The 13,613-nt window shown below is 36.9% G+C and carries 14 protein-coding genes; 4 read left to right on the forward strand and 10 right to left on the reverse strand.

The genetic code is table 11. The features are described from left to right. Positions 1-15: 15 nt before the first annotated feature. The 5 genes from BK580_RS17345 to BK580_RS17365 all read right to left on the reverse strand — a co-directional run bounded on the left by BK580_RS17345 (position 16) and on the right by BK580_RS17365 (position 7,034). Positions 16-204: a sporulation YhaL family protein gene (locus BK580_RS17345; protein ID WP_078381560.1), complete on the reverse strand. Its 189-nt coding sequence runs from the start codon at positions 202-204 to the stop codon at positions 16-18. Between the two features lie 63 nt (positions 205-267). Next, on the reverse strand, positions 268-1,212 hold the full coding sequence (gene yhaM / locus BK580_RS17350) for a 3'-5' exoribonuclease YhaM (RefSeq protein WP_078381561.1): 945 nt from the start codon (positions 1,210-1,212) through the stop codon (positions 268-270). Between the two features lie 262 nt (positions 1,213-1,474). Beyond that, positions 1,475-2,692 (reverse strand): MFS transporter, encoded by a 1,218-nt coding sequence (locus BK580_RS17355; RefSeq protein WP_078381562.1) that lies wholly within the window; start codon positions 2,690-2,692, stop codon positions 1,475-1,477. A gap of 89 nt (positions 2,693-2,781) precedes the next feature. Continuing rightward, positions 2,782-5,799, reverse strand: a complete 3,018-nt coding sequence (locus BK580_RS17360; protein ID WP_078381563.1) for an ATP-binding protein — start codon at positions 5,797-5,799, stop codon at positions 2,782-2,784. Between the two features lie 5 nt (positions 5,800-5,804). Next, positions 5,805-7,034: a metallophosphoesterase family protein gene (locus BK580_RS17365; RefSeq protein ID WP_078381564.1), complete on the reverse strand. Its 1,230-nt coding sequence runs from the start codon at positions 7,032-7,034 to the stop codon at positions 5,805-5,807. Positions 7,035-7,241: 207 nt separating this feature from the next. On the opposite strand from BK580_RS17365, the gene BK580_RS17370 reads away from it, so the two are divergent. Then, on the forward strand, positions 7,242-8,261 hold the full coding sequence (locus tag BK580_RS17370; RefSeq protein ID WP_408055248.1) for a glutathione S-transferase family protein: 1,020 nt from the start codon (positions 7,242-7,244) through the stop codon (positions 8,259-8,261). 12 nt (positions 8,262-8,273) lie between these two features. Continuing rightward, positions 8,274-8,774 (forward strand): GNAT family N-acetyltransferase, encoded by a 501-nt coding sequence (locus tag BK580_RS17375; RefSeq protein ID WP_078381565.1) that lies wholly within the window; start codon positions 8,274-8,276, stop codon positions 8,772-8,774. Positions 8,775-8,887: 113 nt separating this feature from the next. Here BK580_RS17375 and BK580_RS17380 read toward each other — a convergent pair whose 3' ends face one another. Then, positions 8,888-10,135: an ABC transporter permease gene (locus BK580_RS17380; RefSeq protein WP_078381566.1), complete on the reverse strand. Its 1,248-nt coding sequence runs from the start codon at positions 10,133-10,135 to the stop codon at positions 8,888-8,890. Further along, positions 10,128-11,030 carry an ABC transporter ATP-binding protein gene (locus BK580_RS17385; RefSeq protein WP_078381567.1) on the reverse strand — a complete coding sequence of 301 codons (903 nt, stop codon included), beginning with the start codon at positions 11,028-11,030 and terminating at the stop codon, positions 10,128-10,130. Before BK580_RS17385 ends, BK580_RS17380 begins: the two co-directional genes overlap by 8 nt. 138 nt (positions 11,031-11,168) lie before the next feature. Here BK580_RS17385 and BK580_RS17390 point away from each other — a divergent pair, with 138 nt between their 5' ends. Further along, positions 11,169-11,354 carry a YhzD family protein gene (locus tag BK580_RS17390; RefSeq protein WP_078381568.1) on the forward strand — a complete coding sequence of 62 codons (186 nt, stop codon included), beginning with the start codon at positions 11,169-11,171 and terminating at the stop codon, positions 11,352-11,354. A 129-nt stretch (positions 11,355-11,483) separates the two neighbouring features. Here BK580_RS17390 and BK580_RS17395 read toward each other — a convergent pair whose 3' ends face one another. Next, positions 11,484-12,248: an enoyl-CoA hydratase gene (locus tag BK580_RS17395; RefSeq protein WP_078381569.1), complete on the reverse strand. Its 765-nt coding sequence runs from the start codon at positions 12,246-12,248 to the stop codon at positions 11,484-11,486. A gap of 232 nt (positions 12,249-12,480) precedes the next feature. Between BK580_RS17395 and BK580_RS17400 the strand changes: the two genes are divergently transcribed. Further along, on the forward strand, positions 12,481-12,753 hold the full coding sequence (locus BK580_RS17400; RefSeq protein WP_078381570.1) for a hypothetical protein: 273 nt from the start codon (positions 12,481-12,483) through the stop codon (positions 12,751-12,753). A 140-nt stretch (positions 12,754-12,893) separates the two neighbouring features. Here BK580_RS17400 and BK580_RS17405 read toward each other — a convergent pair whose 3' ends face one another. Next, positions 12,894-13,271, reverse strand: a complete 378-nt coding sequence (locus BK580_RS17405; RefSeq protein WP_078381571.1) for a hypothetical protein — start codon at positions 13,269-13,271, stop codon at positions 12,894-12,896. After that, complete coding sequence (locus BK580_RS17410) at positions 13,255-13,530, reverse strand: sigma factor (RefSeq protein WP_078381572.1); 276 nt, start codon at positions 13,528-13,530, stop codon at positions 13,255-13,257. Before BK580_RS17410 ends, BK580_RS17405 begins: the two co-directional genes overlap by 17 nt. Positions 13,531-13,613: the final 83 nt, after the last annotated feature.

Genomic DNA, 13,613 nt, shown 5'->3' on the forward strand with positions numbered 1-13,613 from the left:
TTTTGCTCCAGCTTTTTATGCGTTTGTACTATTAGAAAAGATATGCTTTCTCTTTTCCCGTTCCTCTTGAATTCTATCCATGTAGACTTGTCCTTCTTTTTCAATGATGACAGTTTCTACCTCTCTATCTTCTTTGGCTGTTCTTAGTGTCATATAAGCACTAAAGCAGATTCCAATCACCACAAGTAACATCCACCAAGGCATTATAGTTCCTCCTTCCAATCTTGCTAGTATATTTATATGAAAGAAAGAGTAAACCTATTACCCTTAGTTATGAAAAGTAGGTTTATAGAAGGAGCGGTTATCCATTGCAAAGATTCTTTCCGAATAGTCACCAGGCTTCACTCGTTCAAGTGCACGGTCTAGCATATTCATTTTCGCGTCAATATTATCAATATAATGTAAGATTTCCGCTTCTTTTATTAGAGGTAATTTGGGACTTCCCCACTCTAGCTTTCCATGATGACTTAATACTAGATGTTGAAGAACCATTACTTCTTCGCCTTGAATGCCTAATTCATCGGCAGCTTTTCCAATCTCATTCACCATAATGGAAATATGACCAATAAGATTCCCTTCTATCGTATATGTAGTAGAAACAGGTCCAGAAAGCTCCGTTACTTTTCCTAAATCATGTAAAATGACTCCAGCATATAATAGATCCTTATCTAATGTTGGATATAGGGTACTAATCACTTTCGCTAAATCTAGCATCGAAACTACATGATAAGCTAAGCCTGAAACAAATTCATGATGATTTTTTGTTGCGGCAGGATACTGCAAAAAGTCCTGCTGATGCTTCTTTAAAAGATGACGGGTAATCCGCTGAATGTTCGGGTTCTTCATCTCAAAGATTGCTTGAGTTATTTTGTCCATCATTTGTTCTTGTCCGAGCGGTGCTGTTTCAATAAGATCTGAAACCGTCACTGTTTCATGATCTTCCTTTGGCTTTATTTTACGTATTTTCAGTTGGTTACGTCCTCTATAATGATGGATATCCCCAAGTACTCGTACAATACTTTGAGGGCTATAGAGCTCCTCATCCCCAGCTGAAGCGTCCCACAGCTTTGCTTCTATTTCACCACTTTTATCTTGAAAAATAAGCGTTAAGAAAGGTTTACCGTTACTAGCAATCCCTTTTGTTGCATTTTTTATTAATAAATGAACATCCACCTGTTCGCCGACCTCAAAGTGGAGAATCCCCTTCTTCATGTACTACTCCCCCAGACTTGATAAATATAATATAGTATAGCATAAAAAGAAAAGCGGAGGTGGCTTGTTCAGCTCCGACAAGCATAAGAAGGGTTTGGTAAGAGGTCATGCACTTAGACCTCTTACCAAACACAGCTTATGACTCGAGGAGCTAGCCACCGCAGCTAGACAATAAGAAAAGCGGAGGTGGCTTGTTCAGCTCCGACAAGCATAAGACGACTTGCCTAGGATGAAGCTTTTTTACCTCCAGAGCAAAATCGAATTATGACTCTACCGCTACAGTTCTTTGTTTTCTTGCTAACCAAATCTTTGTCATAATTAAACCAAACAACATCACAAAAGAACCAAATAAATAAGGTATATGGATATTGATTTCAAAGAAAATTCCTGCAAGAATTGGACCAACTACATTTCCTAAACTTAAAAACGAATTATTCAACCCCATCACAAGCCCTTGTTTAGTGCCAGCAAGCTTAGATATAAAAGAATTTAAAGATGGTCGTAATAGAGAGTTCCCTAAGAAAAAGATGCTAGTTGTTAAAAGAACCAACATAAAGTTAGTTGCAAGAGTCATTAGAACAAAGCCTATCGCACTTATTAAAAGGGCCCACGTTACTACTCGTTCTTCCCCAAATCGCTTCGTAAGCCTACCTACAAGGACTCCTTGTACGACAGTACCAACTACACCTACTAATAGAATAATCAATCCTACATCACTAGGGTTATAGTGATAACGCTGCATCGTGTAGTAGCCAAAGATAGATTGAAAATTGGCTAATCCAAAACTCATTATAAACACTAAAAGTAATAGAAAGCCTACAGGACTTTTTAATGCTTTTCCCATTACAACGAATTGGTTGTCTTGTTTTTTCCCTGCTTCTAGAAGCACATCTTGTTCTCTTTTTTCCTTTGGATAAGATTCAGGTAAAATAAGTATAGACAAAATTCCAGCAAGTGTTGCGGCAATACCAGCTACAATAAACGGAATGGCTAAGTTAATTTCCCCAAGCCATCCTCCTATTCCCGGTCCAACTACGATTCCTAGCCCCATCGCTGCTCCGAGGATTCCCATCCCTTGGCCACGTTTTTCAGAAGTTGTCACATCCGAAACATAAGCCATAGCTGTCGGCATTAATGCTGAGCCAAAAATACCAGCAAGTATTCTAGATAGAAATAACATCCATAGTCCATTGGCAAAGGCAAAAACAAACTCCGCAACAGCAAATCCAAATAAACCAATGGTGATTAAAGGCTTTCTCCCAATTTTATCGGAAAGTCTTCCCCATATTGGAGCAAATAAAAACTGCATGAAGGCAAAAACCGCAACAAGCAATCCTAATATGCGGGCATTTGCACCGAATAACTCCATATAAAAGGGAAGTATTGGAATAACCAGTCCTATCCCTACCATGACGATAAATAAATTAAAGCTTAATAGTAATAATGGTGCTTTTTTGCTTGATACAAGTCTTTCTTTCATTACATATTCCTTTCAACGACTTCCTTTTTTGTTTATACAAGCTTAGCGTTCGTCTTTTCGTAAATCAATTATAAACTAGTACGAACATCTCAAACAGAATGTGGAACGTGAGCATGTTCCATATTATACACACTTACATTTCCTTCTTTTTCAAATAGATGTTTCATATGCTTATGACAAGTAAAAAATAATAATTGTTCTCCCTCTTCTGTAAGCTTCCTCATTAGACTTATTGCTTGATACGTCCTCTCTTGATCAAAGTTAACGAAGGTATCATCCATCATAAATGGAAAACGTTGTTGCTTACTCCAGACAGATGCAACAGCAAATCGTAATGCAAGATAAAGTTGCTCTATCGTTGCTTGGCTGAGCTCCTTTGGCTCAAATGTTAATCCGTTTTTATGCTTTACCATTAGTTTTGTCTCTAAGTTGGAATCATAAACTTGAACATATTCCTCTTTCGTTAAAAAGCTAAAATATTGAGATGCTTTGTCCAATACTTCAGGAAGCTTTACGGAGCGGTAAAAGTCCATTGTTTTAGCAAGAAGCTGTTGTGCAGTCGAAAGAACGGCCCATTTTCGTGCATATTCCTGTAGTTTGCCTTTCGAAAGCTCCAATTGCTGTATAGCATCCGAATAGGTGCCTTCTTCTTCTAATGACCGTACCGTTTCGACATTTCTAGTTTTCAATTGATACAGGAGTGACTTTTCCTCTTTTAACTCCGTAAGTTCTTTTTCAAGCTCTGCTTTATCCCTCTCCCAAATAGCATTGGTTCTCCCCTTAACTAATGGGAACCCAAAAGACTTCTCCAATTGTAAGAGTTGAGAATTTACTAGAGTTTGTTTTTGTTCTAATATAGTTGCTTTCTGATAAAGTTGATGTTTCACTCGAAAGTCTTCTTCTGAAGATGCATGTGCCTGTTTCATTAAGCTATTAACTTGCTTGTTTACTTCATTCCACTGAATGGACAATAATTTTGCTTCTTCGTCTATTGCTATTATCTTTAGTTCAAGTTCATTTCTCAGATGCTGTAGCTTTTTGTTTTCTTGAAGTTGTCCTTTCAAATAATAAAAGGCTTCCTCTATTGATGTCGTGGAAAAACTAACAATAGCTAACAGCTTATTAATCTCAATTTCAAACTGCTCCACGATAGCTTGATACATTTGAATTTTTGCCACTAAGGATAGTTTTTCGCTAATTCCATTTTTAATTTGAACAGCCCGATCAAAAGCCTCTTCCAAATGACTGATTGGAATAGATTGTAGACGCCGTAGTTTCATCCAATCCACTATTTTCTCTTCTAACGTAAAATGTTCCTTCTCCCACTCCTCATACTGACGAATTATTCTGTCATAGGCTCTTTCACTTTGAGCGAGTAAAAGTCGTTCTTTTTGAAGAAGTTGCTGTATCTGCTCTTCTTTTGCCAGAAGAAGTTGATTGGCTTCTTTATTAGTTCTATATGGTGATTCATACAACTTTTCTTTTAGACTAGCTAGTTTTACTTTCAAGCCTGCTTTTTCTTGTTCTAGGCGGGCTAGGATTGAACTTTGATTATTAGAGAATAAAAGAAAGGCTCCAATTGTAGCTGATAAAAAGAAGCAGAGAAGCGCAAATAATAAAAGATCTTGCATATATAAACCTATAGAACCAACACTACCTATCACTACACTCGTCCCAGCTACAAGTTTTCTTTTCTTCATACTATTTGTTAAGTCTGCCTGATGATGAGCTAATTGCTTATCCATCTGAAGCAGCAGTTGCTCATGAATTGTAATTTCTCTTTCTAACTGATCTGTGGATTGCTCTTTTATCTCCTTACGCACACGTTGTAATAGCTCAGAAGGTTGTTGTTCTTTTTCTAAGGAAGTTATCTGTTCTTCATGTTGTTCTAAGTCGTCTTTTGCTTGTTGAAAATGCTCATCTAGTCGCTGCTTCTGCAGAGATAGTTTCTGCTGTGTTTGCAATACCTCTTTTAACTGAGCTCTCGCAGCGAGACTTGTATCAATTTCCACTATTTGTTTTTCCGTATATCCATCCCATGATAACTCAGTGGTCCAAACTTGGATTTGCTTTATACACCGTTGCTTTTCTGCTCCTAAAAGTCCGATTTGCTCGGTGGCTTGCTGATGCTTATGAAGATTTGTTGACAAGCCCTCTATTCGTTCTTCCAAACTTAATAAATCATTATTTATTTCTATTCTCTCTATTTTTCCTTCTAGTAAAGCTTTATCTTGGTCTAACTTTTCTAGTTTGGAATGGTAGATAGTCTGTTCTGTTAGCAGTTTTTCAAGCCTAGCGATCCCATCTGTCGGAAAGCGTGGGTAGTCTCCTAACGTTGTAAGTTCTGCTTGAATTTGAACTAATTGATCTTGAATAGGCTGCATAACTAGCATTGCTTCAATCTGGCGAAGTTCCAAGGAAAGTTTCTCTTTTTCTATGTCTATCACGCGAAGCCTTTCTTCGGATTTCTGAATATCTTTCTGAAGTGTTTCATAGTGTTCTAGCTTTTGCTTCCATTTCTGTACTTCCTTCTCCTCTTCTCGAAGGTCTGTAAGCAATTTATTAATAATAGGCTTTCTTCCACTTGGTTTAAATTGTTCATCTAAAGATTTTACTAGCTGATCAGAAATTCGCTGTAACTTATCCGTACCGATTAGGCCAGAGGAAAATAAATATCCACCTAACTGTTCCACATCGATAAGCTTCAAGTTTTGCATATCCATAATGTTGAAGGAAAAGATACCTTTATAGATACTTTTATCTAAACCTGCAAGTACCTGTTCTAAAGGATATTCGTTACCTTCCTTGTCTAAAACGCTAACATCTCCTACTGCCTTTCCGGCTATTCTTTCTATTGTTAGCGTACTCCTATCATGGGTTTCTATATGTAGCTTGCCACCATATTTAAATCCTTTTTTCGGTTCATATCTAAGTTCTGTTTGATTTTTAGTTGGAAAGCCAAACAGAATCGCGTGAATAAATGCCATTAACGTGGATTTTCCAGCCTCATTTCTTCCATAGATCACTTGAATTCCTGGGGAAAAGGAATCAATTTTTATATTTTCTAATTTCCCATATCCGTAAATCTCTAATGCTTTTATTTTCAATTATCTCACCCCTTTTCCCCCTCTAGAAATTTTGTTACCAACCACTGCTCGGCTTCTTCTAATATCGCTTTCTTTTCCTCTTGGTTAAATGGCTCTAAGAAATGCCTTGCCTCTGAATGTTTGAATAAAGACGATAAAAAAACATCGATATTATCCGTTTGATCTACTACTTGATAAAAGTCTTGATAAAATGATTTTTCTTTTAAAACCGCTTTCGAATAATCGGGTGTAGTTTTATTAGCAAATGAATAAACATACTGAAAAGATATACTATCTGCTTCTCCACTATTTAAATATAAAAGCATATCCTCTAGTTGGCTTTCGTCTAGAAGATGAGAATAAAGCGGACCACTTCCGGATAGGGTTAATTGAATAAGAGATTTTTTAAACGTTTTTCTCGTTTCTTCTATTATGTCTTTTATAGCTTGTATAAGTTCATCCATTGTCTGAAGTGACTCAATTGAAAGGTCTATATTTCTCCAAATTATTGATGCAGTTTCTACAAAGGACAACGTTGCTTCTCGATGACTTAGCTCTACTAGATAACAACCTTTCTCCTCTGTTTCTTTTTTGTTTCGTCCTTGGATATTACCCGGATAAACAATTGGAGGCTTACTGCATAAAATTTCCTTTTTATGAATGTGTCCAAGAGCCCAATAATGAAAATCCTTTTCTAAAAGCTCAGATAATGTGAAAGGTGCATAAGGGTCATGCTCCTCTCTACCAGATAAATTTCCATGTAAAAGACCAATATGAAAGGGTACTTGATCCCTTTTTTGATATTCACTTGTTTTATTTTGAAGGATATGACGCTGATAATAACTAAATCCATAAATATTTGCTAGGTGAATCCCATTTTTCACAAAGGGTTTTACCTCAACATTTTCTCCAAAAATATGAACATTTTTCGGATACCGAAAGCTTTCATGACCCTTAGTTAGAAAATCATGATTACCATGAATCACGTAAACTGCAATGTTTGCCTTTTCTAATCGAAGAAATTCCTCTCTTAGTTTTGCTTGAGCTAGGAGGCTTCGTTGTTCCAAATCAAATAAATCCCCTGCAAGAAGCAGAAAATCAACCTCTTTCTTTATCGCTACATCCACTAAGTTAGTAAGCGCGATAAATGTACTTGCTCTAACCTGTTGAAAAATCTCATGTGGTAGATAGTTTAATCCTTTAAACGGACTATCTAAATGTAAGTCTGCTGCATGAATAAATCGAATAGAGTTCATTATATTACCTCATCATTCACTCTTTTTCTCTATTTTACCATGCCAGAAATACGAATGCACGTTCGGAAAGATAACTTCCCTATATTTAATTTATATAGTAAGCACTTCACTGAATAAATTGACTGAAAACTCCCAAAAGTAATAAAATACCTTATAAGCTTCTTTTTATAACATACAAACCGCTCACTATTAAGGGGATGAATTAAAGTGAAACAAAATAACCAAGTAGGATCAACAAAAAGTGTTCCGATGAAAGCAAATGAAATTTCTTCAGACGGATCTTTCAAACGACAAACTAATAGATTTATCACTCCTTTCGGAAACAATTCTAACGAACTTCCAGTTGAGGCGAATCGCTATCGTCTGTTATGGACCGCAGCTTGCCCTTGGGCCCACCGAACGGTGATTGTTCGAAAAATCCTTGGACTAGATAATGTTATTAGTTTAGGCACAGCAAGCCCACTTCGCCCCAAAACCACACAAGTAGATTGGGAGTTTTCTCTTGATGAAGGTGGCGTCGATCCTATCTTAGGCATCCAATATATGAGCGAAATCTATCAAAAGACAGATTCAGAATACAAGGGTAGGCCAACTGTTCCTGTGATGGTGGATCTTAAGGCTCAACAGGTGGCAAATAATGATTATTTTAGACTCACCAACTATTTTGAAACAGAGTGGAAACCATTCCATAAAGAGAATGCACCGAACTTGTATCCAAAGGATTTATGTGGAGAAATTGATGCTTTAAACGATGTCATTTTTCACGACATCAACAATGGGGTGTATAAATGTGGTTTTGCCCTTTCTCAAGAAGTTTACGAGGAAGCATTTGACCGTTTATTTGCTAGATTGGATGAACTCGAAGAACGTCTCTCTACTCAACGGTTCTTATTCGGAGATTACATAACAGACTCTGATGTACGCCTGTATTCTACGTTAGTTCGTTTCGACGTCGCTTACTATACTGCATTTCATACAAATAGAAACCTTATAAAAGAATTCCCGAATTTAGGTGGATATGTGCGTGATTTGTACCAAACTCCAGGATTCGGAGATACAACTGACTTTGACGCTATTAAACAGCATTATCATGTTTCAATTACAATTTTCGTAGATAAAGAGGATGTGAAAATACTTCCAAAAGGTCCGGATCTATCCGGCTGGAATGCCCCGCACCATCGCGAAACCTTAAGTAATAGCAAAGAAAAATTTCTAATCGATAACTGAGGAGTGGATGAAATGATCCTACGAGATGCACTCACAAGTGAATTACTATTCATCCGGCAACAACGTGTGGCGGCTTATAGTGAATATGCAGACGCCCTTCCTGAAGACCATTGGAACGCACTAAAACAATCGATTCTTTCAGAAGCAGATTTGCAACCAGGAGTAGAAATAATCGTAGCGGAAATTGCAGGTGAAATAGTAGGAAGTGTTGTATTATTTCCTCCTAAAATAAAAGCATATGAAGGATTCGGTGATGCACTGGACCATTCTGAGATAAGAATGTTAGCTGTAGCCCCTACTGCCCAAGGCAAGGGAGTGGCCTCTTCCCTAGTAACTGAATGCATGAACCGAACAAAAAATAAAGGTCATCGCTCCATTGGCCTACACACCGGTGAATTTATGGCAAACGCCATCAAGCTTTATAAACAATTCGGATTTCAACGGATACCAGAACATGATTTTGAGCCAGCAAATGATGGGATTATTGTAAAAGCATTTCGGTTGGATTTTTGATAAATAAAATGGGCTTGGAGGATAGGAGTAACAGTAATGATAGTTGCTCCTATCCTTTCTTGCCTTTTAAAAAAACAAACCCCAAATGTAAAATTCAGGGTTTGTTTGTCATATTATTTTTCTTTTGTAAGCTGCAAAGCTTTCTTAATATCCTTCAGTGATGAGGTCTTTCCATACATTAGTACCCCGCCACGATAAACTCTTGCTCCGAAAATGGCAAGAAGAATTATTGTTGTAACTAGTAGTCCAATTGACAAACTAATTTCCCATAATGGAACTTCTAGCATTCCTACTCGCAAAAACATAATCATTGGAGCAAAGAATGGAATAAAGGAGGTTACTTGAATAAATGTATTATCTGGGTTATTTAATCCAAACATTGAAATCATAAATCCAGCCACAATAAGTAAGGTCATCGGCATGATCATTTGTTGAATTTCTTCAATTCTGCTTACTAGTGAACCAAGAAATGCAGCAAATGTAGCGAATAAGAAATAGCCGAGTAAGAAGAATACGACCGCATAAACAATTGTAGAAATTGGTAGATCACCAACACCGAAATATTCAAAAATCCCACCTGTCATACCTTCTAGATTACGGCTTAATGAAAAGGATCCTATAATAATCCAGAAGGCCATTTGCGTAAGACTTAACAGGGCAATTCCTAGTATTTTTCCGAACATGTGCATAATTGGGGAAGCAGAGGAAATAAGAATCTCCATTACTCGTGAAGACTTTTCAATCGCCACTTCCGATGCAATCATACTCGCATATAAAATAACGGTGAAGTAAATAACAAAGAGCAACACATAAACTAAGCCACGAGCTTGATCTAACTCTTCTGCTGTTTTAGCTGACTCTTCTAAAGAAATAATATTAAATGTAATGGGTTCATAAAGAGTAGCGATTTCCTCTTGCGTGAGACCAATTTGATTCGTTGCTATTTCTACCTTTATTTGTTGAAGTGCTTGTTGTACTTGTGAAATAGTTATCGTATCGGTGATGGACGATGCTTTGTACTCCCCTTGAGGTAATCCAGCGTCATCAAACCTAACAACTAAAAGTCCCGCATAGTCTCCATCTCTTACCTTGTCGTCCATATCAGACAAATCAGTTACCTGCTCGACCTTCCAATCATCAGATATAGTCGATAACTGTGCTTCTAACAATGGCGCAGCAAGATTATCTTCATCATAAACCGCAAGGATCTTTTCTTCTTCTTTATCAAAGAAATTAATAATCATTGGTAAATTCGAAAGCCCAACAATCAGCAATGTCGTGATGATGGTCGTGATAATAAATGATTTAGATTTTAATTTACTCAAATACGTATGAAGTAGAATCGTAAAAAACTTATTCATGATAGGATGCACCTACCTTTTCAATGAAAATATCATTTAAGGATGGTTCCTCTAGAATAAATTTCCTCACATTGCCTTTACCAGTAATCTGTTTCAGAATTTCTTGAGAAACCGCTTCATCGTCTATTTGTAAAATAATTCCCTCTGCTGTATTCTTCGCTTTCGTAACTCCTCTAGTTGAGGTTAAATAATCCAAATCAAAATCCGCATGAATAATGACATTTTTTCGTCCGAATGATCGCTTTATATCACGAAGGGAACCATGTACGACCGGCTTTCCATGATGCATGATACATAAATGCTCACAAAGCTCCTCGACATGCTCCATTCGATGGGAAGCGAATACGATCGATGTTCCCTGATTTTTTAAATCTAACACTGCTTCTTTTAGCAATTCCACATTTAGCGGGTCTAAACCACTAAAAGGTTCATCCAAGATTAATAGCTTCGGTCTATGAATCGTAGAAGCGATAAATTGGATTTTTTGTTGATTTCCCTTAGATAGCTCCTCTACCTTCTTGTTCAAATACTCCGGTACTTTAAAGCGCTCTAACCAATAGTCCAGCTGTTTAAGAATTTCTGATTTTTCCATTCCGCGCAAGCGCCCTAAATAAATTAATTGTTCTTTTACCGTTAGCTTTGGATAGAGTCCTCTCTCTTCAGGCAAATAGCCAACTAAATGACTTTCCTTATATGTAATAGGCTTCCCTGCCCAGGAAATTTTACCGTTCGTCGCTTCCAATAATCCTAGTATCATTCGAAACGTAGTCGTTTTCCCAGCTCCATTGGCACCGAGAAAGCCAAACATCTCGCTCTCTGGAATCTCTAAAGATAAATCATCAACCGCCACATGATTACCGAATTTTTTTGTTACACCTTGAATTTGTAAAGCCATTAAGCAGCCCTCCTCTCTTCTCTAATACCTATACGTAAGAAAAGACAATTAGTTTCATATTTTTTTTACAAAAATGCGATCCAATAGTAAAATAAAAATAATGAATGAAGATTCATTGAGCTAACTGGAGGGATAAAGATGGGGAAATATACGTTAACGGTGTTTAGTAAGTCAGGGGAAACTTTATTAGACGAAAGCTTTGAAGCAGCAAATGAAAAGGAAGCGAAACAAACAGGAGAAAAGAGATTAGCAGAATTAAATTATTTAGATTCCACACATCGCTGTACGAATGCAAGTGGGAAACTCGTTTTGTTTCACCGTTAAGTTAGTTGGCTAATACTATCGTAATCTCTAAACCCATATGGGATTTTTTGATTTCTTCTACCCTTACTTAATAGTTAAAAAGCGCTTAGGTTTATGTTTCCTAAGCGCTTTTCCATTCTGACTTTATTATTATTTTGCAAAATTCGGCAAGCGCTTTTCTAAAAATGCTCGAATTCCTTCTTTATGATCGTCAGACTCCCGCATTCTTCGTTGTGCGTTCTTTTCGAGCTCAAGAATTTGCTGAAGATGCGGCAAGGATGTTTTCGTATAGATTGCTTTTGTTTCAAGCATCGCCTGCAGAGGTGCTTGGAGAAGTGCTTTCACTTGCTTTGTTATCGCTTCCTCCATATTGTCAACTACTAAACGATCAACCAATCCCATTTCCAATGCAGCTTGTGACGAGATGGTTTTTCCTTCCCAGATCACTTGCTTCGCCTTCGCTTCACCTAATCGCTTTTCCATGAAAAAGTGACCACCACCATCTGGGATGAGTCCAATTTTTATAAAATTCATTGCTAGTTTGGTAGAGCTATGAGCCACTACAAAGTCACTAGCAAGCGCCAAGCTGAGACCTAAACCAGCTGCCGCTCCATGAAGGGCACTAATTGTAATTTTTGGCATCGTATAGAGGGTAGTAATAATTGTCGAAATATCATCCATTACATCCTCAAAATTACCTTCATCCTCTTGTACCATCATCTTAATGTCCCCACCAGCACTAAAGACATTTCCACTTCCTCTCAAAACAACTACTTCAGAATCATCTTTTGCCAACTTTGTTAATTCTTCTGCTAAAACTGTCAGCATCTCCACATTTAGCGCATTTAAACTTTGCGGCCTATTCAACTCCACTATAGCCACTTTCCCCTGCCTAGTTACCTTAACCGTCTTCATCAACCTCACATCCCCTTCTTTTATTCTCGTGTATCATATGTGCTAGTATCATTATAATATGAAAGCGCTAAATAATGAATGATTATTCATTCAATAATATAGAATTCCTCCTTTAGATAGCTAAAACCTTCTACACTCCATCTTAAGTGCCTACTTAAAAAAGGAAAAAAGCGCTCCTTGTCGAAATTACTTTAGAACATAAATGGAAATTTATCACAAGGGGTTGGAAAAGTTGAGTAAAAATCTTATCACCATATCTATTATCTTTTTTGGAATTTGTTTTCTGATTGGAGCATGGAAAATTGCTGATGCCTTAGAAATAATTGGCTACAATAACCATACAAACATTCATACAACAGAAGAAGAATATAGATATGAACTAATTGTCGTAAATGAAAATAACATCATTTTCTTTGATAAAGCAACCGGGGAACATTGGAGAAAGTTTATTGATAGTGAAGAAGGGCCAACCGAATGGGAAAAACAACGAATCCCATGGGAATAGCCTACTTATCAAATCACTGTATTAAATAAAATGGTCGGTTTATAAATAAGAAAGGAACCTCTGATCTTCAGAAGTTCCCTTACTTATTCAGTAAAAGGCTTGTTTAACAGAGCCTTAATTTAAAGAGAAATATAGGATAATTATCGCTTTTTTAATAATTCTTCTATTAAAATCTCTGTATTTTCTTTATCTAATGTTCCATTTAGCTCCATTAGATTGGTGCTTAAAATGGTTGCAGTTTGATCTTTTTCAAACCAAATCCTGTATTCAAATGATTTTTTCGGCTTATTTTCTTCCAATTTCATAAAAAGAGTTGCTTTTATATCCTCTCTGCTTGCCATCAATACCTGACGAGTAGGATACCACTTAACTTGTTCAAAAATATTTTTCAGTTCATTTAATGTTTTTTCATCTGTAATCCTCACTTCGATACCATAACTTCCATCTTCAGCGACTTCTTGAACGTCCAATCTAGTTAATTGTTTTTCTAAGGGATTTTCTTCATTGGCAACGTCCACGACGACTTCTCCATAGCCATCTCGATTTATTAATGACAAGCCGATAGATCCATGACTTGAAAGATTTAATCTCTACTCTTGTTTCATAGTTCTTGTAGCACCAGATAAACACATCTTGTACTATATCTTCTGCTAGCTTCCATTCCTTCACATAGTTATAGGCTAACTTGGTGAGGCGTTCACCGTACTCATCCATCATTAACTCCAGCCAGGCATCTCGATCTTCCAAAGCACCTTCATTCTCCCTGATCTTTCTCACACGCTTCTCACCTCATTCCAATTTAATGCTAAGACGAATAAGTTAGGTGTTGGTTTCATTTTTTTTGAAAGATACTACGATAA

The organism is Sutcliffiella halmapala (assembly GCF_002019665.1).
Taxonomy (GTDB): domain Bacteria; phylum Bacillota; class Bacilli; order Bacillales; family Bacillaceae_I; genus Sutcliffiella_A; species Sutcliffiella_A halmapala.

What these genes read in the sequence shown, in the direction of transcription:
- BK580_RS17345 (WP_078381560.1), bottom strand. Translation starts at nt 204, where the DNA reads ATGCCTTGGTGGATGTTACTTGTGGTGATTGGAATCTGCTTTAGTGCT.
- yhaM (WP_078381561.1), bottom strand. Translation starts at nt 1,212, where the DNA reads ATGAAGAAGGGGATTCTCCACTTTGAGGTCGGCGAACAGGTGGATGTT.
- BK580_RS17355 (WP_078381562.1), bottom strand. Translation starts at nt 2,692, where the DNA reads ATGAAAGAAAGACTTGTATCAAGCAAAAAAGCACCATTATTACTATTA.
- BK580_RS17365 (WP_078381564.1), bottom strand. Translation starts at nt 7,034, where the DNA reads ATGAACTCTATTCGATTTATTCATGCAGCAGACTTACATTTAGATAGT.
- BK580_RS17375 (WP_078381565.1), top strand. Translation starts at nt 8,274, where the DNA reads ATGATCCTACGAGATGCACTCACAAGTGAATTACTATTCATCCGGCAA.
- BK580_RS17380 (WP_078381566.1), bottom strand. Translation starts at nt 10,135, where the DNA reads ATGAATAAGTTTTTTACGATTCTACTTCATACGTATTTGAGTAAATTA.
- BK580_RS17385 (WP_078381567.1), bottom strand. Translation starts at nt 11,030, where the DNA reads ATGGCTTTACAAATTCAAGGTGTAACAAAAAAATTCGGTAATCATGTG.
- BK580_RS17390 (WP_078381568.1), top strand. Translation starts at nt 11,169, where the DNA reads ATGGGGAAATATACGTTAACGGTGTTTAGTAAGTCAGGGGAAACTTTA.
- BK580_RS17395 (WP_078381569.1), bottom strand. Translation starts at nt 12,248, where the DNA reads ATGAAGACGGTTAAGGTAACTAGGCAGGGGAAAGTGGCTATAGTGGAG.